The sequence below is a fragment of the Mesorhizobium sp. M1334 genome, from assembly GCF_040317995.1.
Taxonomy (GTDB): domain Bacteria; phylum Pseudomonadota; class Alphaproteobacteria; order Rhizobiales; family Rhizobiaceae; genus Mesorhizobium.
Window position 1 is genome coordinate 24,866 of the sequence record NZ_JAMYLM010000031.1, and the last position, 20,387, is coordinate 45,252.

Consider the following 20,387-nt stretch of genomic DNA (forward strand, 5'->3'; position numbering starts at 1 on the left):
CACCCTCATTGTATCGTTTTTCCGTTCTCTGTTGCCTGCAAGCTGACCATTCTCGTCGCACGATCAGCCAACACAAGGTGAATGGCATAGGCTATAGCGGTGGCAAGCGCGTACCAGACCATGACAGTGGTTGGATTGTCGACCCCTACCCAGCCGAGTCCGCCGAAGACACACAAGGTGAAAAGAAACCGGCATATTTCCCAAGTGAATTGAAGCGACTGGCGGTCAATAACGACAAGCGTCATCGTCAACGCCGTGGCGACGAAGCGCACATACGCGATTGGAAATCCAATCACGCAGAGTTTGCCGGCCATCATCCAATCCGCCCCGAAGACTAGCGGAACGAGGCTTGGCGAAAGTATCATCCCGAGCACTGTCGGCAACAGACCGATGGCAAGAAGCTGAAAGAGCGAACGTCGAAACGCCCTGTTCAAGCCCTGCTTGTCGGTACGATAGAGTGTTGACAACTCGCCAGTGAAGACCTGAGAAACGGCCACCGCGATGACGCCAACCGGCATCAAGATAAATCGCTCCAGGAGGGCGTACTGCCCCGCGACTTTCAGGTCGAACAGCGCAACAAAGGCGAATGGCGCGACCGCAGCACTAAGAGATGACAAAAGTGTTCCCGGGAAAGTGAGGAGGCCAAATTTCTGGAAACGAATGGCCGTAAACCTCATCTCGGAAAAAGAGATTCGAGAAATCAGAGTTCGCCAGAGTTTGCCGCTCCCAAAGAGGACGGTGATTGCCCCGAAGGCTCTACCGAACACATCGGCAAGAACGAGACCAACTCCAATGAAAGGAAGAAAGGCAAATCCAAGCGCGCCAAATGAGAACCCCACCGATTGCAAGATCTTAGACCGTGCGCTTAGACCATAGTTACGCTCGCGGATTGGCAAGAAGGTGAGCATTTGGTAGATTCCCGCTACGGCCATCGCGACGGGTAAGAAAAAGATAATGCCGTGCAGAGATGGCAGGGCACCCGGGATCAACAAATTGGCAACGCCGGCAAGAAGAAGGGTCGTCATGCTGGTCAAGATGCAGAGCCGAAATGTCAATTTTAACAGATTTTCAAAAACCCTTCCCGGTCGCGCGCTCAAAATTGCAACCTCATAGCGAAATGCGACAAACATAACCGCCACATTCAGTATGGAAATATAGATCTGATATCGGCCGAACGCTTCAGCATCATAGAGCCGCGTCAGGGCAGGAAGAGCAGCAACGGCAATGGCCTGCGCAATCACTGACCCCGACAGCACGGTCAGGATGCTTCGAAACATGCCAAATCGCCAATTGTAAAAATCGAGACAATTTTCCCCTGACGCAAAACATGGCCGGCAAACGGCCGAACGGTCGCGGAGAGCAAATTTCCTAGGCCAGGCCGTTCCGTGACGAGGTTCAGGACATAAACTCCGATCGGCTTATTCTTGAAATTATCCATCGGTGGGGTTCTGCGCCTTGTGGATGTCGTTGGTTGGTTCGCGCGCGGCCACGGTGTATCGCGAAACTCGGTAATCGCAAGTTTCGATGCATATACATCTCGGGGCGCACCCGCTAGGCACCCCGCGCCCATGGTGTTCAATGAGCTACAACGCCTCGACGACTCGCTACCGAGATTGCAGCCATCTAAGCGAGACTATCGTTGCCAGAGTGCGGCTTCGAGAAAAATTGTCCGAGTTTGCGCATTGGCTTGGCAACAAGCGCGTAGTCAAGAGGACCCGATCCGAGCCAGCGGCGGCGTGCCCGCAGCGCTTCCAGATTGTGCCCGATATGCGAGGCAAGGCTTCGCGTGCTGGCCCCGCCTACCATCATATCCACAAGCACGTGGCTAGTCGCAGCGATTCGGAAACCGTGGAGTTCAACGGCTCTCAACATCCAATCATAATCCGATGCCACTTTGAGGCTGAGGTCGAATGCACCTACCGCGTCCGCAACCCGTCGCTTGACGTAGAACGTTGGATGGGCCGGCATCCATCCGGTTCGAAAACCCTTGGTGGGTCGGGCCGCGGCACGCCAACGGCGTACCACGCGCTTGGTCAGATGGTCTTCGACAAAATCCAGGTCGCCATGCACGATGTCGGCCTGTTCGAGCCCTGCCGAGATCCGTCCCAGCGCGGTACGATCGTGGAAGCAATCGTCTGAATTCAGCACTCCAACCGCATCTCCGGTATAGAGGCGCAGCCCCTTGTTGAGCGCATCATACATCCCGCTGTCGGGCTCGCTGACCAGGCGGATCTGGTCCTGTGGGTACGATTGGACGATCCGCAGCGTATCGTCCGATGAATGGCCGTCGATGATCACCAGTTCTTTATCGTAATGATTCTGGATTAGGAAGCTGTCAATCGTATGCCTGATCGTCGCCGCGGAGTTCCAACAGACGGTCAAGACCGAGATTTTCATATCAACCCGGTCCGACGCCACTTACTGTGCCGCAACGCGAATGCGATCCTCATCGAGGCGCCGATGTTCGGATTCCCGTCTTACTGTTTCGAGGTCGGACTGGACCATTTCCTGGACCATTGTCGCCAGCGACGTTGTTGCCTTCCACCCGAGAACGCGCTCCGCTTTCGAGGCGTCGCCGATCAGAAGCTCTACTTCGGTGGGTCTGAAATAGCGCGGGTCCACCTCGACCAGAACGGCGCCGGATTTCGCATCGATGCCTTTTTCATCTATGCCGGAACCAACCCATTGGATCTCGGTCCCAACCTCATTGAATGCAAGCTCGACGAAGCGACGGACCGAGTTCTTCACGCCGGTTGCAAGGACATAGTCGTCGGGTACGTCGTTCTGAAGAATTCTCCACATGCCCTCGACATAGTCGCGGGCATGCCCCCAATCCCGCTCGGCTGACAGATTGCCGAGATAGAGTTTGTCTTGAAGGCCGAGGCTGATCGCGGCAGCCGCGCGCGTGATCTTGCGGGTGACGAAGGTCTCGCCGCGCATCGGGCTCTCGTGGTTGAAAAGGATGCCGTTGGAAGCATGGATGTCGTAGGCTTCGCGGTAATTCACTGTGATCCAGTAGGCATAGATCTTGGCAGCCGCATAGGGCGAGCGGGGATAAAAGGGCGTCGTCTCCCGTTGCGGGATCTCCTGCACCTTGCCGTAGAGCTCGGACGTCGATGCTTGATAGAAACGCGTCTTTTTTGTCAGGCCAAGGAGCCGGATCGCCTCGAGCAGGCGCAACGTGCCGATCGCGTCGGCATTCGCCGTGTATTCCGCAGTCTCGAAGCTCACCTGGACATGCGATTGTGCGGCGAGATTATAAATCTCGTCTGGCTGCACTTCCTGGACGATGCGGATGAGGTTGGTGGCGTCGGTCATATCACCGTAGTGCAGCGACAGCCTTACGTCCTTTTCGTGAGGATCCTGGTAGAGATTGTCGATGCGACCGGTGTTGAACGACGACGACCGCCGCTTGATACCATGGACATTGTAGCCCTTTGCCAAAAGAAGTTCCGCCAGATAGGCGCCATCCTGGCCGGTGATGCCGGTAATGAGTGCGGTTTTCCTAGTCATTGTGCTTCTCCGGGGTCGGTAAGACGATATTCTCAACGCTGATCAGCGTAGCTTTGGACATTACAAAATACCCACTTCAAAAACTGAAGATGTGAGGCTTGCGAGCGGCGGCTTGATTACGTCGACTACTGATCTTTGTCACCTTGTCAACGTGCGCCAAAGCCCGTCAGCATGGTTCGGATGGTACGAAACACGATCAGCACGTCGAGCCAAGGGGAGAAATTCTTGATATAGTAGAAGTCGTAGTGAAGCTTTTCCAAGACATCGTCAACAGCCGCGACGTGGCCTTGGTTGACTTGCGCCCATCCGGTAATGCCGGGCCGCACGATGTGCCGGTATCGATAGAATGGCAGCTCCGCCTCGTACCATTTCGAGAGCACGAGCGCTTCCGGCCGCGGACCGATCCAGCTCATCTCGCCGCGCAAGATGTTGAAGGCCTGCGGCAACTCGTCGATCCTGGATTTTCTCAAGAACTGCCCCAAACGGGTGATGCGTGCGTCGCCGGCCTTCGTAATGGCCGCTTCCTTCTCGTCGACAGCTATGTCGCTGAGCTTCATCGTTCGAAACTTGTAGACCTCATAGGGATGGCCTCTATAGCCCATTCGCTTCTGTCTAAATAGCGCCGGTCCAGGCGAATCGATCTTTACAGCGATCGCCACGAACAACAGCAATGGCGAGAAAACAACAAGTACCAACAATGCAGAGGCCCAGTCTATCGCCTGCTTTATTTTCAGGTAAGCCTGGTTTGGATTCAAGGAGCCTAGAGTATTTTCAGAAAGATGCTCGATCTCTACCCTGCCTGTGAGCGACTCGCTTATTTGCTTGACATGATAGACCGGCGTTCCCGAGAGCGCGCTGTCGGCAATATACCGCTCCCATTCATCTGAAAGGTCGGCTCGAAGATCGGCCACCACGCCGCTTGCGTACTCGACGACCGTGTCAGGTGAATGAATTTTGTGCCAGCTAACGCCCGGTATGCTCTCCAGCCGGTTGACGTCTCCGCCGGGAATTATCGCCAGTCGGTGTGCGTCGAGCCGCCGGGTGGCCAAGCTCAAACCAAAATACCACAATGTCGATTGAATGAAGCTCGCCGCGGCCTGGAACCGGCTGTAATCGAACCTAAAGAAGAAGATCGTCGCGAACACTAGGCCGTAGGTCAGGGCGAAGGTTGGCAGGATATAGCCGGCCGCTGCAACGCCCGGGAAATTGCCGATGCGCTTATAGAAGAAATAACCTGTCGTGTGAGCGACAAGCGCCGCAAAGATCGTGACCTGCAGGTTCGGTGACCGGATCACCTCCTGATCGACCGACAGGCGGATCAGCGCCGGCAGCAGAATCGCGAATGTCAATCCGCCAAGCAGCTGAAAGCGCATCCGGAGCAGCAGATGCCGTTTGTTGGGTAAATGGATGGTGGTGGCGATCAATTTGAATCCCGCGAATCAACCCGGACGTTCACCTGACAACATGCCGCTCTCGACCGATGCTCGAATAGGCCATGCCTTCCCTAACGACGTCCTCGCCGCGGTAGACGTTTCGCAGATCAACCATCACCGGCGTCGCCATGAGTGCACGGAGCCGCTTCAGATCCAATGACCGAAACGCATTCCACTCGGTGACGATGACGATCGCATGCGAGCCCTCAGCTACCGCGTAGGCGCTTTCCCCGAATTCAATGCCCTCTATCATCTTGCGCGCCTGCTCCATGCCGACCGGATCATAGGCCTTGATCGAAGCGCCGGCATCCTTGAGCGCCTGAATGATGGCCAATGAGGGGGCATCGCGCATATCGTCGGTGTTTGGCTTGAACGTAAGGCCGAGAATGCCGATGGTCTTTCCGCGCACCGAGCCGCCGCAGGCCTCGACAACCTTGCGCGCCATCGCCCGCTTGCGCTGGTCATTTATCGAGACCGTCGTTTCAATAAGCCGGACAGGGCTTGCCGCGTCCTGCGCGGTCTTGACCAACGCCAGGGTGTCTTTCGGGAAACAGGAGCCGCCATAACCCGGCCCGGCGTGAAGAAACTTTGCGCCGATGCGGTTGTCCATGCCGATGCCGCGCGCGACATCCTGCACATCGGCTCCCAACCGTTCGCAGAGATCGGCAATTTCGTTGATGAAGGTGATCTTCATGGCCAGAAACGCATTACCGGCATATTTGGTAAGCTCAGCCGTACGCCGGCTCGTATAGAATATCGGCGCGACATTCAGCGAGAGCGGGCGATAGATCTCGCCCATGACGGCTCTGGCCCGTTCGGCATCGGTGCCGACAATGATGCGGTCGGGCCGCTTGAAGTCCTCGATCGCCGATCCTTCGCGAAGAAATTCCGGATTGGAGACCACCGCAAAATCGGCGGTGGGATTTTGCTCGCGGATGATCCGTTCCACCTCATCGCCAGTCCCGACGGGAACGGTCGATTTCGTCACCACGACCGTAAACCCCTTGAGCGCGCGACCAACTTCGGCGGCCGCGTCATAGACGAAGGACAGGTCGGCATGGCCATCGCCGCGCCGTGATGGCGTGCCTACGGCAATGAAGACGACATCCGATTGAGAAACAGCATCCGCCAGATTGTCGTCGAAACGCAAGCGGCCTTGCGCGGTGTTCGTGGTGACGAGGTCGTCGAGCCCTGGCTCATAGATCGGTATCTTGCCGAGTTTGAGCAGGGCAAGCTTTTCCGCATCACGATCGACGCAGCAGACCTGATGGCCAAAGTCGGCGAAGCAGGCGCCCGAGACGAGCCCTACATAGCCGGCACCAATCATTGTTATTCGCATAACGCGTATCCTCAATCAGCGCCGACGAGACGACCTCGCCAGACAGCGCCTGGTCCCACCGAAGAACGGCTACCGCACTCCCGGGTGAAACCCGAGAGCCGATCCGACAACAATTTACTTCACCTCGCCGCACCTTGATGCTGCGATTTATGCGATTGCTACGAGATCCCTGGTATCAAGATCGACAGGTATCTCGCCATTCATGATGGCAACCAGAACCCGAGCCCTTCCGGCTGGATCGAGCCGGTCAAGGCGACCGATCATTTCCGCGAGAGGGCCCGAAAGGATTCGGACCGAGGCACCGGCTGCGAGGCCTCCACTGAAATCAAGCAGCCCATCCTTGCCGGTCAATGCAATGAAGCGCTCTACCAGACCGGAGGGGACAGGCAAAGGCCGGTCCCCTTGCATGACGAGGGAGCGAACACCGAACGTTCCGTTGATCGAGCGCCAACGTTGCAGCGCGACGTCAAGGGCGATGAACATATAACCGGGGAAATAAGCCGCAACTCGTGTTTCGAGCCGCCGGGCATGACGCACGGTTTTCTCGCAGCGAGGTACAAACGGCTGAAATCTCTGAATCCGGAGATGCCGTTCGGCGACATGCTCCTTCCCGGGAAAGACGCTGGCCGCGTACCAGCGGGTTGCCGGCGCGGCGGTCGGCTGTGACGACAGGGAGGTCGCGTTGGTCGTTGTTTTTTCCGCGCTACTCACGTGTCTTCCCTTCGGCGGTCGGCGGCATGATCTCAGGTCAACGGTTACGACAGTGTGTGGATACCAGCAAGCAACCAAGCCACTAGAGTCAAGGCGGTTGGGTTAAGAATTTCCTACGCATTGTCCAGAAATTTAGCTGTGCCTAAATAATCATCGAGCCGCTTTCTTTTTCAGCTGGCTGAGATGCTATGTCGAGCAATTTATTTCCATACGTAGGTGCTTGGTACCGCTGGTCGTGACGAATCGCCCGTTGGTGGTACTTAGTCCGTCGACTTGAAGCTAATGTGACGGGCTCGCTGCATGGCGTCGCGCACAAGCCCGCCGCCAGCGGGAGAGATCCTGCACGGCCACACCAACTATGGCGAAAACCATTCGACAGGTTGTCGCGCAGAACAGCTTACCATCAAGTCATGGGATTCAGGCAATAACATGGTGACGGCGATGCAACGTGCAGTTCCGTTTTTGACTTCAGTTTCGCGTGAGCGGATTCACGAACGCTTCAGCAGCGACCAGACAGCCGGCACCAGGCTCGCGGCCAACGCAACCTTGATCAGATCGCCGACGATAAAGGGCACCACCCCGAACTGCCAGGACTTTTCCGGGCCGATCAACAGCGCCAGCCAGGCAAAGCCCATTGCCATCATGACGATCTCGGCCACCAGCATGGCATTGAAGAGCTTGATAGGATGGCGATCCCAGCCACGGTCGGCAGCCCAGCCGACGATCGCCGCCATGACGACGAAGCCGGCAAGATAACCGCCGGTCGAACCCAGCATGTAAGCGATACCGATGCCCTTTTCGGGCGTGCTCTGGAAGACCGGAAGGCCCAATGCGCCCTCGGCCATATAGAGAAGTAGCGTGGCGACGCCAAGGCGCATGCCGAAGGAGGCAGCGATCAGGAAGACGGCGAGCGTCTGCATCGAGATATCAACCGGACCGAGCATGACCTTGGTCTTGGCCGACAAGATCAGCAGCAGCGTTCCGGCGAACGCCAGCAGAAGCTGTCCCGCCAGGCGGGCCGCGCCCTTTTCGGGCAAAGCGAGAGAAATGAGCGGACGCATCGTCGTTGCAATTGCCATGGTCTTCCCCGTTCCGGATTGCCGCCGAACGCGGCCTTGCGTTTTCCTATATTGGCTTCCGTGCTATGCGGCAATCGGTTTTGCCCTCGCCCCAAAAAAGTCGCGACGTTCGCATGGCGCTGAAATTCGACACACGCTTCGACCCAGCCTACGGCCAGCGCGTAGCCGTTGCGCCTGGTATTCAACGCGTCACCGCCAGGAACCCAAGCCCGTTCACCTTTCACGGAACCAACAGCTATATTGTCGGACGCGAGACGCTGGCGGTGATCGATCCCGGACCGGATGACGAGGCACATCTTAGAACACTGCTTGAAGCGATCGGGACCAGGCCGGTCAGCCATATCTTCGTCAGCCACACGCATCGCGACCATTCGCCGCTGGCGGCGCGGCTGAAGCAGCATACCGGTGCGGCGGTTCTGGCGGAAGGCCGACATCGTCCGGCGCGGCCGTTGCGTACCGGCGAGGTCAGTCCGCTCGATGCCAGTGCCGACACCGACTTTGTTCCTGATATCGCGCTGCCGGACGATATGGTGATCGACGGCGACGGCTGGGCGATCCGGACGGTGCTGACGCCCGGCCATACCGCCAACCACGCAGCCTTCGCACTGGAAGGAACTGGCATCCTTTTCTCGGCCGACCACGTGATGGCGTGGGCAACCACGATCGTCGCGCCGCCGGACGGCGCGATGGCGGACTACATGACATCGCTCGACCGGCTGATCGAACGTGACGACCGGCTGCTGTTGCCCGGCCATGGCGGGCCGGTGCCCGAGCCGCGCAACTTCATGCGCGGATTGAAAACGCATCGCAAAATGCGCGAACGGGCAATTCTGGAGCGGATCAACAGCGGCGATCGGGCAATCAAGGACATGGTGGAGGTGATCTATCGAGACACCGACCCGCGCCTGCATGGCGCGGCCGGCCTGTCGGTGCTTGCCCATCTGGAAGACCTGGTGGCGCGCGGCCTGGTCCACACCGATGGCGCGCCGGCTATCGACGGCATCTATTCGCCGGCAAAGTAGTACCCTCCCGACATCATTCCGCCGGCGCCACGCCCACCTGGCCGGCGACTTCCTGGTCGAGTTCGGCAAGGAAATCGGTGATGCGCGCTGCGTTGTCGCCAAGATCATGGCGGCCGTAACGCGAGGCCGAGCGCATATCGACGATGACCACGTCGCCGTCGTCGGTCACGCGGATGGCGACATCGGCCGGAAGGTCAAGCAGCAAGCTCTTGGCCAGCGCATCGACCGTCACGTCGCTTTGCCCTGCTGCGTCGGGAAACGGCGCCGTGAGCTGCCAGCCGCGCCGATCGAGCACGGTTTTGACCGCCTCCAGAACGCGATCGAATGGCAAGGTGTAGCTGCGTCCGGTAACAAGCGGATAAGCTTCGATTTGCAGGCGCTGCTCGCCGGGCGTCGGCGGCAAAAGCTCGTTCATGTCCTTTGTCCGGGTAGAAATATCGAGCGCCGGCGGGTCGTCCAGATCCGTCGAGATGTCGCGCAGCGGCGGATAGGTCGCCGCCCAATAGGCCGCGACACCGTATGGGACGAGCACCAGAAGCGCCAGGAAGGCGCCGGCGGTCAGGTCTTGGCCACCGCGATCGCCGAAATTCCACAATCGCGCAAACGCAAATCCGGCGAACAGAAGCGCAAATGCTGCCAGCAACGCGACGATGCCAAGCACCCACAGGAAAGCTGGGGTCTCGACGAAGTCATAGCGATGGCCGATGAGAGCGGTCAGCAGCAGGACTGCCGAAAACGCGCCGGCGCGCCGCGACCAACCGGCAGCCCTCGACGTTTGTCGCTCGGGAATTCCCGTCATTGTTTTCCGCGCTGCCCCAACCCGAACAAAGGCATAGTGCCTTTCAGCGGCGGCTTGAAGGCGCAAAGACGCCGCATCTCCGGTCAATTCGTGGGCAGGTGATAATCCCGGAACTGCTGACGCAAGGTAATCTTCTGGATCTTGCCGGCAGCGGTGTGTGGGATTTCGCCGACAAAGGCGACGTCGTCCGGCATCCACCACTTCGCCACCTTGCCGTCCATGAAAGCGAGGATATCCGTCTTGGTCGGCTCCCTGCCCGGCTTACGCACGACCACGAGCAAAGGCCGCTCGCCCCATTTCGAATGCGGAATGCCGATGGCGGCGGCCTCCGCCACATCGGGATGGCCGACCGCAAGGTTCTCGAGCTCAATGGTCGAGATCCATTCGCCGCCCGACTTGATCACGTCCTTGGCGCGATCGGTGATCTGCATATAGCCGCCGAGATCGATGTGCGCGACGTCACCGGTATCGAACCAGCCGTCTTGATCGAACTGTTCGGATCCGATGCCGCCATAATAGGCGCGCGCGACGGCCGGCCCGCGGACCTTGAGCCTGCCGAAGGTCTTGCCGTCCCACGGCAGTTCGTTGCCGGCGTCGTCCGTCACCGTCATTTCGATGCCGAACGGCGTAAAGCCCTGCTTCTGCTGGACGCTTAGGCGGGCCTCGCCCTTCAGCCCGGCATGGTCCGGCTTTAGGGTGCACAGCGTGCCGAGCGGCGACATCTCGGTCATGCCCCAGGCGTGGACGACCTGGACATCGTAATTGTCCTGGAACTTCGTCGTGATCGCGCGTGGACAGGACGCGCCGCCGATGACGACTTTCTGCAGATAGGGAAGTTTCTTGCCGGTCTCTTCGAGATGCTGGAGGAGCATCATCCACACCGTCGGAACGGCGGCGCTGAAGGTCACCTGCTCGGCGTCGAGCAGCTCGTAGAGCGAAGCGCCATCCATCTTGCAGCCGGGCATGACCAGCTTGGCGCCAATCATCGGCGCGCTCTGGGCAAGGCCCCAGGCGTTGGCGTGAAACATCGGCACGACCGGCAATATGGTATCGCGTGACGACAGGCCCATGGCGTCGGGCATCGCGGCGATCATGGCGTGCAGCACGTTCGAACGATGGCTGTAGAGGACGCCCTTCGGGTCGCCCGTCGTGCCCGAGGTGTAGCACATGCCGGCGGCGGTGTTTTCATCGAATGTCTTCCAGGCGAAGTTGCCGTCGGCTTGAGCAAGCCATTCTTCATAGGCAACGACATTGGGCAGCGCTGTCTTCGGCAAATGCACCTTGTCGGTCAGCACAATAACCTGCTTCAGCGACTTGACCGCGCCGGCGATCTTTTCGAGGAGCGGCAGAAAGGTCAGGTCGACGAAGATCGCCTTATCCTCGGCATTGTTCATGATCCAGGTGATCTGCTCGGGAAAGAGCCGCGGGTTGAGCGTGTGATAGATCGCGCCGACACCCATGATGCCGTACCAGGCCTCGATGTGGCGCGCGGTGTTCCAGGCCAGGGTCGCGATGCGGTCGCCAAGCCCGAAACCATCACGCTCGAGCCGCTCGGCGACCTTCAGGGCACGATGGTGAATTTCGGCATATGTGCTACGCACGATAGGCCCTTCGATCGAGCGCGACACGATCTCGCGTCTGCCGTGCTGCCTCTCGGCATTGTCGATCAGCTTGTGGCAAAGCAGCGGCCATTCCTGCATCAGCCCGAGCATCTTGTTCCTCCCAATATTTTTTTCCCCATTGTGGGACGAACTGGCGGATTGTCCAGCGGTGACCGGGCTGGAGCGGTGCATAGGGCGAAATGAGGCGGAATTCGCCACAATCCGGCCATGCTCGGCGTTAACGTTGATTAACGGGCGGGGTGCGATTGGCTAATAAAAGAGGTGTCGCATGGACGCGCAGCTCGACGACGAAGCCCTCGAAAATACGCTTGCCGAAAGTCTGGCCGATCTGGTGGCAGCCGATGTCGCGCAGGCCGATCTGGTGCCCGACGCCAAAACCGTTTCCGAAGATGAATTCGTCGAGGTGGTCGGTGGCGCCCTCGAAGCGGTCGGCGGCACGCTCTTGTTCAAGATGTGCGTCGAGAACGAGGGCGAAAGCCAGCACGTCGCCGCCGCATCGGTCGGCGATGGCGGCAATCGCCAGTTCCTGCTGCTCACCTTGCCGACCAGCGGTGGTGCGCTGAAGGTCGAGACCACCTCGAAAAGCACCAATCCGGTGGCCGGCATTGCCGCCGCCTATGCCGGGCTGATGGACGCATTCCAGGCCGCGGCCTGATTCCAAGCGGATACCAGGGGAAGCGCAAGACTGTAGCCTGCGGGCGACACCGCCTGGTGGCAGGCAGCTCTTGCGCGAGGCTCTTGCCAGACACATCTTGGGTTGAGGCAAGGAGATCCGACATGGACCAGATCGCAAACCCGGCATCAGGCTTTCAGCGCAATCCGGGCAAGGTCATCACCGTCGAGCCTTATAAGGGCACCGTGACGGTGCGCGCCGGCGATACCATCATCGCCTCGTCCAGCAAGGTCAAAGTGCTGACCGAATCGCCCTACCCTCCGGTTTTCTACATTCCGTTCGGCGACATCGACTTTAAACACCTTGGCAAGACGGAATATTCGACCCATTGCCCCTATAAGGGCGATGCCAGCTATTGGAGCGTGCTGCCCGCCGGCGATGCAGGCAAGGATGCGATGTGGGCCTATGAGCGGCCGTTCGACGAGATGGCCGATATCCGCGATCACGGCGCATTCTATCCGAACAAGGTGACCATCGAGGCCACGCCTGACTGATCAGTCGGTGGTGCCTTCATCGCCGACGCCGACGGCATCGTCGAGACGCACGAAGGTGAGGCCCTTGTTCTTCAGCGCCAGGAGGCCTTGCACCACGCCTTCGCCGGCCGCATGGGTTGGCTGGTTGATGTGAGCGATGATGACGTCGCCGTCCTTTGCCGCGGCAATGCGCCGGGCGGTCTCTTTTGCACCGAGCAATGAGCCGCCGTCGCCGTTAATCGAGAATCCGGCGATCTTGAAGCCAAGCTTGCGTATCATCGCGATTGCCGACGGGCTGTATTCGGCGGTTGCGCCGCGAAACCATTTCGGCGCCGGTTCGCCGGTCACGGCAAGAGCGGCAGCACCCGATTCGACCTCGGCCAGCACGGCCTCCGGGCTGCCGGCACTGCGAATGCCGTAGATCCTTTGCGGCGTGTCGACGGCCGGAACATGGCGGCCGCCATGGTTTTCCAATTCAAACAGTTCAGGATGCGCCCGCATGATCTCGACGGCGGCGGCGTTGTGCTTCAGCCAGATGCCGGTGACGAAAATGGTGGCGGGAATCTTGTTTGCCACCAGCGCCGAGAGAATTCTTGTATCGGTCCGCCCGCCGCAGGCATCGAGCGTCAGCGCGACGCGGCCGCTGCCCGCCTCAGCCTTGATGTGCAGTGTCGGTTCGACGAGCAACTGGGCGTTGCCGGGCGAGGCAGCCCACAGCGATATCGCAATGGCGCAAAAATGCTTTTGGAACAGGCGCATTGATTACTTCCAGGTCGGCCGGATCAAAGTTGAAGCGGCGACCCCAAGACCGGCATCAAGGCGGAAATCGGGACGGTGCCCCTGCAAAAGCGTCGGCAGCGGCAATTTGACTGCCGGCCTGACCTTTGGCAAGCACGAGGTCACAATGCGTGCTCGACGTCCTTAACCGTACGTGAAAGGATCGCGCGCACCGCGTCGACAACCGCTTTGACCTCTAGTCGCCAGACGCAGAAAGCCTTGCTCGGATCGGGACGGCGGCACAGGTCCCTGGCTATGCACTCGCAAGGCATGGAGGGCCGCGGCGTAACACTGGCCACGCCGACAGGACCCCAGACGACGGGGTCGGTCAGGCCGAAGAGGCCGACAACAGGCGTTCCCGCGGCGGCGGCCATGTGCATCGGGCCACTCTCGTTCCCCAGAAACAGGCGTGCCTGGCCGAGGACCGCCAGCAGCGTTGCCAGCGACAGCGCCCCGACCACGTCGACGACTGGCGAAGCGGCCGTGGCGAGGATGCGCTCGGCAGATGCCCGTTCACCGGGGCCGCCGACAAGCAGGAAGTCCAACCCGGTCTGTCGCGAGAGCTCGTCGATCGCCAGCGCAAAACGTTCCGGTTGCCATTGCCGCCCCCGGAAGCTCGCTCCCGCATGAACGGCTATGAAGGCGTTACGCCGAAGATGATGCCGGTCGAGAAGCGCCAATGCCTTGGCGGTCTCCAGCGGCAGCGGCTGAATCGTTGGGACCTGCGCACGCAACTCCACGCCAAGCGCCTCAAGCGGCGAAAGATAGCGGTAGAGATAATGCTGGCCACCAAAGCCAAACGGCTTGGCCAGGACGTTGGCGGGCTGGCGTTCCATCCAGCGCAACGGTTTTTCGGGAGGATCATATCCGACGCGGGTCTTGGCGTTGACGAGCCTGACGATAATGCGTGAGGTTTTGGAATCGGCCAGGTCGATGGTCAGGTCAAACCGGAACCGGCGCAGAGCGCGCACCATCGCGTAAAGCTCGCGGCCACGCTCCAGTGGGGTGCCACGCATCCGGGCGCGCCGGAACGCCACCACGTCCGAGGCGATGCCATGAGCCGTCAGGAAACTGGCAAAGCTCGCCTCGCAAAGGAACACGATCCTGGCCTTTGGATATTCGAGGCGCAGGTTTCTGGCGAGCGCCGAGGCGAGGACAAGATCGCCGATGAATTTCGTCTGGAGGATGAGAATCGAGCGGACGTGCGCGGGCGGGTTCTGCAACATCTGTTTCTGGCACCGGGGCGGGTTCGGGGCCTGAAACTGGGCAGAAACGATGTCGGGATTTGGAGCCGTCACGCGCACGTTCGCGTGAATTTGGTTACAAATCGGTAAGGTCAGATGCCGGTGGACTCCAAGTCTTGTCCGCGGCCGTTCTTTGCAGCCTGTACCGCCGCTTGCGCGGCGCATCTATCAGTTCCAGATCGACCAGATTAAGGTCGAAGGCGACGATCCAAGACCGGCATCACGGAAGCAGGCTACGGTGCGTGCTCCACGGCCTTAGTCGTGCGTGAAGGCGCTCGCGCAAATGCGCGAACAATCGCTTGACCACCAGCTTTGAGACGAAAGCCTCGTTCGCGTTCGACCAGCGGCACGTTTCTCTGGCACGCAATCCCGATGGCTCGAACCCGACTTCAGACGGGGCTATTCCATACTCAATGTTGAGTCGTATGCAGTTCCAGGCACACACTGACCATAGTAAGAGCGAAGTAGATTTCACCGAAGGTTGTGCTGCGGCTTCTGGTGAAGTTCCTGGCTCTTCGACCACCAGACGAAATAAAGCGAACCCATCTTCATCACAGGCACGCGGCGGTCGCGTTCCCGGGCTCGCAACTCACGATAGGTCTTCATCTTCAGAGTGCCGCCAGGCAACCTGGCACGCATTGCCATTGGTCCAACCTCCGTTGTGCAACGCAGCAATAATGTGCAATGCGGTAAGTAGAGATCTTCCGTACAGCAGCATCATCAACTTATGTTGCGAGCTGGCCCTGCGCGGGCTTTCCCAGGCGCATGGCAGCCGAAAAATATGCGTCACCCTGGCGACTGATCGCCAACCAAGCGCTGGCGGTTCGACCACCAGGTGAAATAGATCCGGCCGATCTTGACGACGGGTATGCGGCGGGTGCGCTCGCGATCGCGCAATTCGCGGTACACTTTCACCTTCAGCGTGCCGCCTGGCATTCTGATACGTACTGCCATCGCTCTTCCGCCACCCCATTGTGCAATGCAGCATCAAGACTTTCCGTGGCAGAAGAGTCAATGCCTGCCCGCCGACTATTTCTGGGACTAGTCGAGCGGTCTCGGAAGTTTGGCGCGCACGGCGGTTCCTGATCCAGCACCGAGGCATCAGTGCCGAGAATCGCGTAGACGATCGGTCCGGCGATAAACGCACAATAGAGGCAGAGGATCGCCGCCAGCACCGCGAGCAGCGGCTTGTCGCGGCCGACGGCGCAGAGTTCGGACTTCACCGACCAAGGCGCCGCAGCGGTTGGTTCATCATCTGACATGTGCACCATCCCGCGGCCATTTCACACGGCGGGTCGAAAACATCACCTTGCTTGGTGCGCGGATGGATCCATTAGCCAGTACTGCAAGCAGGCCGTCACGCTCCAAGGATCGCGGCGCGTGCCACGTCGACGTCAGGCGGCAGGGCATTTCCATGGATCGATGGTTCGCCAGCGTGTCTGTCCGAGATCTTCGGTCTGGATCCATTCACGCTCCGACTTTTGCAGCCTGCACTGCCGCCTGCGCGGCGGCCAGCCTGGCAATCGGGACCCGATAGGGCGAGCACGAGACATAGTCGAGGCCGACCGTCTCGCAAAAATGGATTGAGGCCGGGTCGCCGCCATGCTCGCCGCAGATGCCGAGCTTGATCTCCGGCCGCGTTGCCCTGCCTTTTTCGGCCGCCATCCGCACCAGTTCGCCGACGCCCTCGATATCGAGCGACACGAACGGATCCTGCTCGATGATGCCCTTCTGGCGATAGGTCTCCAGAAACGAGGCGGCATCGTCGCGCGAGATGCCGAAGGTGGTCTGGGTCAGATCGTTGGTGCCGAAAGAGAAGAATTCGGCCGCCTCGGCAATGACATGAGCGCGGATCGCGGCGCGCGGCAGTTCGATCATCGTGCCGGTAAGATAGGTGATCTTGACGCCGGTTTCCTCCATCACGCTCTTGGCGACGGCATCGATGCGCGCCTTGACGAATTCGAGCTCCTTCGCCAGCCCGACCAGCGGCACCATGATCTCGGGCACCACCAGCGCGCCGGCCTTCCTGCCGGCCTCGACGGCTGCCTCGAAAATGGCGCGCGCCTGCATCTCGGCGATTTCGGGATAAGAGACCGCGAGCCGGCAGCCGCGATGGCCGAGCATCGGATTAAACTCGTGCAGCGCTTCGGTGCGCCGCCTGAGCTTGTCCGGCGATACGTTCATGGCAGCGGCGACCTCGGCCACCTCCTCCTCGGTCTTCGGCAGGAATTCGTGCAGCGGCGGATCGAGCAGGCGGATCGTCACCGGCAGGCCGGCCATAATCTCGAACAGTTCGAGGAAATCGGAGCGCTGCATCGGCAACAGCTTGGCCAGCGCCGTTCGGCGGTCATTTTCCGTATCGGCCAGGATCATCTCGCGCATGGCAACGATGCGGTCGCCGTCGAAGAACATGTGCTCGGTGCGGCAAAGCCCGATGCCTTCGGCGCCGAAGGAGCGCGCCATGCGCGCATCGAGCGGCGTCTCGGCATTGGTGCGCACCTTCATGCGGCGCGCGCCGTCGGCCCATTCCATGATGGCGGCGAAATCGCCCGAGAGTTCCGGCTGCAGCATCGGCACGGCGCCCTTCAGCACCTGGCCGTTGCCGCCGTCGATGGTGATGATGTCGCCCTTGCGGAAGGTCGCGCCCATCGCCATCAGCGTGCCGGCTTTGTAGTCGACGCGCAGCGAGCCGGCTCCTGATACGCAGGGCTTGCCCATGCCGCGCGCCACCACGGCGGCGTGGCTGGTCATGCCGCCGCGCGTCGTCAGGATGCCTTCGGCCGCATGCATGCCGTGGATGTCTTCGGGGCTGGTCTCGATGCGCACCAGGATCGCCTTGCGGCCCTGCGTCTTGGCCTCCTCGGCATCGTTCGAGGAAAACGCGATCTCACCGGTCGCAGCACCCGGGGAGGCCGGCAGGCCGACGCCGATAATGTCGCGCGCCGCTTTTGGATCGATTGTCGGATGCAGCAACTGGTCGAGCGAGGCCGGATCGATGCGGGCGACGGCCTCCTCCTTCGAAATCAGTCCATCCCTGGCCATGTCGACGGCAATCTTCAGCGCCGCCTTGGCGGTGCGCTTGCCGGACCTGGTCTGCAGCATCCACAATTTGCCGCGCTCGATGGTGAATTCGAGATCCTGCATGTCGCGGTAGTGCTTTTCCAGGCGGTCGGAGATGCTGACGAAAGCCTGGAAGGCGTCCGGCATCAGCTTCTGCAGCGACGGCTTGTCGGAACCGGCGGCAATGCGCGCCGCCTCGGTGATGTTCTGTGGCGTGCGGATGCCGGCAACGACATCCTCGCCTTGGGCATTGACCAGGAACTCGCCATAGAGCTGCTTTTCGCCGGTCGACGGATTGCGGGTGAAGGCGACGCCGGTGGCCGAGGTGTCGCCCATATTGCCGAAGACCATGGCCTGGACGTTGACCGCCGTGCCCCAGCTTTCGGGGATATCGTGCAGGCGCCGGTAGGTGATGGCGCGGTTGTTCATCCAACTGGAAAACACCGCCCCGATGGCGCCCCAGAGCTGCTCGTGCGGATCCTGCGGAAAGGGTCGACCAAGCTCCTCCTCGACCTTGGCCTTGTAGAGCGCGATCACGCCTTGCCATTCGATGGCCGTCAGCTCGGTGTCGAGCTCACGGCCGAGGCCGCCCTTCTGGTCTTCGAGGATTTCCTCGAACACCTCATGGTCGAGGCCCATGACGACATCGGAATACATCTGGATAAAACGGCGGTAGCTGTCATAGGCAAAGCGCGGATCGCCTGAATCGGCGGCCAGTGCTTCAACCGTCTCGTCGTTCAGGCCGAGATTGAGCACGGTGTCCATCATGCCTGGCATCGAGGCGCGCGCACCTGAGCGAACCGATACTAAAAGCAGTTTCGAGGGATCGCCGAAACAGCGCCCGGTCAGCCGGCCTATGTGGTCAAGCGCCACCGCAACGTCCGCTTCCAGCGAAGCCGGGTAGGTGTGGCCGTTGGCATAATAGGCGTTACAGACTTCGGTGGTGATGGTGAAGCCTGGCGGCACTGGCAGGCCCAGGCTGCACATTTCGGCAAGATTGGCGCCCTTGCCGCCGAGCAGATTGCGGTCACCGGCACGGCCTTCCGCGGCGCCGTCGCCAAAGGTGTAAACCCATTTGGTCATGCTTGCTCCCCGGTTCCAGGAGATTGGAAATACAGACAAATCGAGCGATATGATGCTGCAGTGCGAAAGGCAAGGCATCGACCAGGCCGGCCGGCCCCTACAATCGATTAAGAAAAAGCTGCGCCGAAAGGACTGCTTTTAGAAAGCTTTGGTTTCAGAACATAGCGAGAACAATGGCAGAGCGATGAGATTGACTGGAAAGCTGGGTTATCTGGAAATGCCGGCGACCACGAATGCTGAACAGGGTGAGGGCTTCTACGCACCGCCTCTGAGTCTTTCTCTGGTATAGGGCCAACCCATTCACCCTTTGCCTAGACGGCGGTTTTCAGGCCGATGCCGAAGATGCGCCGGCCAAGCCGCTACCCGTGCTCTATCCGAAAGGCTGGAGGAAACATCGAGCGCCGTCGAGAATGCCGGCGGCACCATCGCCAAGCCGATCTTTTCATTCCCCGGCGGCAGGCGGTTCCGTTTCGTCCATCCGGCTGGCAATGAAATGGCGGTGTGGGGTGAATAGATCCGTTCAAAGTAGTGTTGCAAAATTGGTGGATCGGTCGCGCATAGTCGATATGTCGGCATTGAGCTTTCTCCCGGCTCGTCCTATAAGGCCGCGCGCACAGCGGGCACGCTCCGGCTGTTGGGGCGTCGCCAAGTGGTAAGGCATCGGTTTTTGGTACCGACATTCCCAGGTTCGAATCCTGGCGCCCCAGCCAATTCGCAGATTTCTGACGATCTCCCGAGTCGTAATATCAGTTGCAGACACCTTAGTCGCGGACTGGCACCTGCGGTGTCTGTCCACAACAAATTGGTGTCGCCAGCATAGAGCGCGATTCGGCTGGCATCTTAGCTTAATGTCGGCTCAATTGGCTGGTAGGCAAATGCATCTCGTGGAGAAAAGCGGTTTTTTCTGCCGCAGCTTGGCGTCCGATCTTATAGTTTGAGACTTTTATAATCCAAACATTTTATTTCTTGTCGCTCTTCTTCAAATAGTTAGTACCTCCAACACCACTCGCAATGACGCGTTCGTCAACTATTTTTAATAAAAAACTAAATTCTTTTAAACGATAACGATCATGTTCTATCGTATTTTTTCGGCAACAAATATACTATCATAGAAATATCTGCAATATACTCGGAGCGTCGTGAGAATCTCGGCAATTAAATTGTTTTTCCATCCCATAATGTCAACTATCTGTGAGTATATTTTTCGCTGCAATGTGGCAATCCTGCCGCCGATCAACCATTCTATCAACGCCTGCAGGTATGTGATTTGGCGCTAATATACACCTTCTAGTAGGCAATCCCCGGGGCGCTATCGAATCAAAATGAGGGATTATGGATGGCAACTCTGCACTACGCATCGGGTGGTTCCGCCACCGAGATCGCAACCGCCGGCTTCAATCTGGCCGACGTTCAGTATGTTTCGCTGGTCAACGCATTGCCGGATGGCATGAAGGGTCTGGTGTATCTGAATGAGCACGAGGGCGTAACCTCATCCTTCATCGAGAAAATGACCCCCTTCCTCGGCAATCCGAACGTGTTCGGATTCTATCTTGTTGACG

Annotated in this window: 18 protein-coding genes, 1 tRNA gene and 2 pseudogenes; 6 read left to right on the forward strand and 15 right to left on the reverse strand. The window is 59.5% G+C overall.

What is annotated here, in order from left to right; all coding sequences use genetic code 11:
* Positions 1-5 precede the first annotated feature (5 nt).
* The 7 genes from NKH17_RS29975 to NKH17_RS30005 all read right to left on the reverse strand — a co-directional run bounded on the left by NKH17_RS29975 (position 6) and on the right by NKH17_RS30005 (position 8,075).
* Positions 6-1,277 (reverse strand): lipopolysaccharide biosynthesis protein, encoded by a 1,272-nt coding sequence (locus NKH17_RS29975; protein ID WP_352901751.1) that lies wholly within the window; start codon positions 1,275-1,277, stop codon positions 6-8.
* A gap of 346 nt (positions 1,278-1,623) precedes the next feature.
* Positions 1,624-2,397 (reverse strand): glycosyltransferase family 2 protein, encoded by a 774-nt coding sequence (locus NKH17_RS29980; RefSeq protein ID WP_352901750.1) that lies wholly within the window; start codon positions 2,395-2,397, stop codon positions 1,624-1,626.
* 21 nt (positions 2,398-2,418) lie between these two features.
* Entirely contained in the window at positions 2,419-3,513 is a 1,095-nt protein-coding gene (gene gmd / locus NKH17_RS29985; RefSeq protein WP_352646147.1) for a GDP-mannose 4,6-dehydratase, read from the reverse strand.
* A gap of 146 nt (positions 3,514-3,659) precedes the next feature.
* Positions 3,660-4,937: a sugar transferase gene (locus NKH17_RS29990; protein WP_352901748.1), complete on the reverse strand. Its 1,278-nt coding sequence runs from the start codon at positions 4,935-4,937 to the stop codon at positions 3,660-3,662.
* 28 nt (positions 4,938-4,965) lie between these two features.
* Entirely contained in the window at positions 4,966-6,285 is a 1,320-nt protein-coding gene (locus NKH17_RS29995) for a UDP-glucose dehydrogenase family protein (protein WP_352901746.1), read from the reverse strand.
* 147 nt (positions 6,286-6,432) lie between these two features.
* On the reverse strand, positions 6,433-6,996 hold the full coding sequence (gene nusG, locus NKH17_RS30000; RefSeq protein WP_352901744.1) for a transcription termination/antitermination protein NusG: 564 nt from the start codon (positions 6,994-6,996) through the stop codon (positions 6,433-6,435).
* A 488-nt stretch (positions 6,997-7,484) separates the two neighbouring features.
* Positions 7,485-8,075 carry a biotin transporter BioY gene (locus NKH17_RS30005; protein ID WP_352901742.1) on the reverse strand — a complete coding sequence of 197 codons (591 nt, stop codon included), beginning with the start codon at positions 8,073-8,075 and terminating at the stop codon, positions 7,485-7,487.
* 113 nt (positions 8,076-8,188) lie between these two features.
* On the opposite strand from NKH17_RS30005, the gene NKH17_RS30010 reads away from it, so the two are divergent.
* Positions 8,189-9,097 carry an MBL fold metallo-hydrolase gene (locus NKH17_RS30010; RefSeq protein ID WP_352901740.1) on the forward strand — a complete coding sequence of 303 codons (909 nt, stop codon included), beginning with the start codon at positions 8,189-8,191 and terminating at the stop codon, positions 9,095-9,097.
* A gap of 13 nt (positions 9,098-9,110) precedes the next feature.
* On the opposite strand, the gene NKH17_RS30015 is transcribed toward NKH17_RS30010, so the two are convergent.
* Entirely contained in the window at positions 9,111-9,896 is a 786-nt protein-coding gene (locus NKH17_RS30015) for a DUF1499 domain-containing protein (RefSeq protein WP_352901738.1), read from the reverse strand.
* 83 nt (positions 9,897-9,979) lie between these two features.
* Positions 9,980-11,608: a fatty-acid--CoA ligase gene (locus NKH17_RS30020; RefSeq protein WP_352901736.1), complete on the reverse strand. Its 1,629-nt coding sequence runs from the start codon at positions 11,606-11,608 to the stop codon at positions 9,980-9,982.
* Between the two features lie 178 nt (positions 11,609-11,786).
* Here NKH17_RS30020 and NKH17_RS30025 point away from each other — a divergent pair, with 178 nt between their 5' ends.
* Together NKH17_RS30025 and NKH17_RS30030 are read left to right on the forward strand one after the other, a co-directional pair.
* Positions 11,787-12,173, forward strand: a complete 387-nt coding sequence (locus NKH17_RS30025) for a hypothetical protein (protein ID WP_352901735.1) — start codon at positions 11,787-11,789, stop codon at positions 12,171-12,173.
* A 122-nt stretch (positions 12,174-12,295) separates the two neighbouring features.
* A complete protein-coding gene (locus NKH17_RS30030) occupies positions 12,296-12,685 on the forward strand; it encodes a DUF427 domain-containing protein (RefSeq protein WP_352901733.1) in 390 nt (129 codons plus the stop codon).
* Here NKH17_RS30030 and NKH17_RS30035 read toward each other — a convergent pair whose 3' ends face one another.
* The 6 genes from NKH17_RS30035 to ppdK form a co-directional block, all read right to left on the reverse strand.
* The gene (locus NKH17_RS30035; protein WP_352901730.1) at positions 12,686-13,423 is read right to left on the reverse strand and encodes a polysaccharide deacetylase family protein; all 738 of its coding nucleotides are present in this window, start codon (positions 13,421-13,423) and stop codon (positions 12,686-12,688) included.
* 140 nt (positions 13,424-13,563) lie between these two features.
* The gene (locus NKH17_RS30040; protein ID WP_352901728.1) at positions 13,564-14,850 is read right to left on the reverse strand and encodes a glycosyltransferase family 9 protein; all 1,287 of its coding nucleotides are present in this window, start codon (positions 14,848-14,850) and stop codon (positions 13,564-13,566) included.
* 306 nt (positions 14,851-15,156) lie between these two features.
* The gene (locus NKH17_RS30045; protein ID WP_352901725.1) at positions 15,157-15,330 is read right to left on the reverse strand and encodes a hypothetical protein; all 174 of its coding nucleotides are present in this window, start codon (positions 15,328-15,330) and stop codon (positions 15,157-15,159) included.
* Between the two features lie 141 nt (positions 15,331-15,471).
* Positions 15,472-15,639, reverse strand: coding sequence for a hypothetical protein (locus NKH17_RS30050; protein ID WP_352901723.1), 168 nt, complete (start codon positions 15,637-15,639; stop codon positions 15,472-15,474).
* Positions 15,603-15,947 (reverse strand): hypothetical protein, encoded by a 345-nt coding sequence (locus NKH17_RS30055; RefSeq protein WP_352901722.1) that lies wholly within the window; start codon positions 15,945-15,947, stop codon positions 15,603-15,605. The genes NKH17_RS30050 and NKH17_RS30055 overlap by 37 nt, the downstream gene beginning before the upstream one ends.
* 205 nt (positions 15,948-16,152) lie before the next feature.
* Entirely contained in the window at positions 16,153-18,828 is a 2,676-nt protein-coding gene (gene ppdK / locus NKH17_RS30060) for a pyruvate, phosphate dikinase (protein ID WP_352901720.1), read from the reverse strand.
* Between the two features lie 184 nt (positions 18,829-19,012).
* On the opposite strand from ppdK, the pseudogene NKH17_RS30065 reads away from it, so the two are divergent.
* The 3 genes and pseudogenes from NKH17_RS30065 to NKH17_RS30075 form a co-directional block, all read left to right on the forward strand.
* Positions 19,013-19,342 (forward strand): annotated as a pseudogene (locus tag NKH17_RS30065) (VOC family protein).
* A gap of 121 nt (positions 19,343-19,463) precedes the next feature.
* Positions 19,464-19,538: transfer RNA gene (locus NKH17_RS30070), tRNA-Gln, on the forward strand.
* Between the two features lie 626 nt (positions 19,539-20,164).
* Positions 20,165-20,387 (forward strand): annotated as a pseudogene (locus NKH17_RS30075) (calcium-binding protein); the annotation flags it as partial.

Coding starts and splice junctions, on each gene's coding strand:
- NKH17_RS30055 (WP_352901722.1), bottom strand. CDS start 15,947: ATGTCAGATGATGAACCAACCGCTGCGGCGCCTTGGTCGGTGAAGTCC.
- NKH17_RS29980 (WP_352901750.1), bottom strand. CDS start 2,397: ATGAAAATCTCGGTCTTGACCGTCTGTTGGAACTCCGCGGCGACGATC.
- NKH17_RS30050 (WP_352901723.1), bottom strand. CDS start 15,639: ATGGCAGTACGTATCAGAATGCCAGGCGGCACGCTGAAGGTGAAAGTG.
- NKH17_RS30035 (WP_352901730.1), bottom strand. CDS start 13,423: ATGCGCCTGTTCCAAAAGCATTTTTGCGCCATTGCGATATCGCTGTGG.
- NKH17_RS30015 (WP_352901738.1), bottom strand. CDS start 9,896: ATGACGGGAATTCCCGAGCGACAAACGTCGAGGGCTGCCGGTTGGTCG.
- ppdK (WP_352901720.1), bottom strand. CDS start 18,828: ATGACCAAATGGGTTTACACCTTTGGCGACGGCGCCGCGGAAGGCCGT.
- NKH17_RS29995 (WP_352901746.1), bottom strand. CDS start 6,285: ATGCGAATAACAATGATTGGTGCCGGCTATGTAGGGCTCGTCTCGGGC.
- NKH17_RS30025 (WP_352901735.1), top strand. CDS start 11,787: ATGGACGCGCAGCTCGACGACGAAGCCCTCGAAAATACGCTTGCCGAA.
- NKH17_RS30010 (WP_352901740.1), top strand. CDS start 8,189: ATGGCGCTGAAATTCGACACACGCTTCGACCCAGCCTACGGCCAGCGC.
- gmd (WP_352646147.1), bottom strand. CDS start 3,513: ATGACTAGGAAAACCGCACTCATTACCGGCATCACCGGCCAGGATGGC.
- NKH17_RS30005 (WP_352901742.1), bottom strand. CDS start 8,075: ATGGCAATTGCAACGACGATGCGTCCGCTCATTTCTCTCGCTTTGCCC.
- NKH17_RS30045 (WP_352901725.1), bottom strand. CDS start 15,330: ATGGCAATGCGTGCCAGGTTGCCTGGCGGCACTCTGAAGATGAAGACC.
- NKH17_RS30040 (WP_352901728.1), bottom strand. CDS start 14,850: ATGCGCCGCGCAAGCGGCGGTACAGGCTGCAAAGAACGGCCGCGGACA.
- NKH17_RS30020 (WP_352901736.1), bottom strand. CDS start 11,608: ATGCTCGGGCTGATGCAGGAATGGCCGCTGCTTTGCCACAAGCTGATC.
- NKH17_RS29975 (WP_352901751.1), bottom strand. CDS start 1,277: ATGTTTCGAAGCATCCTGACCGTGCTGTCGGGGTCAGTGATTGCGCAG.
- NKH17_RS30030 (WP_352901733.1), top strand. CDS start 12,296: ATGGACCAGATCGCAAACCCGGCATCAGGCTTTCAGCGCAATCCGGGC.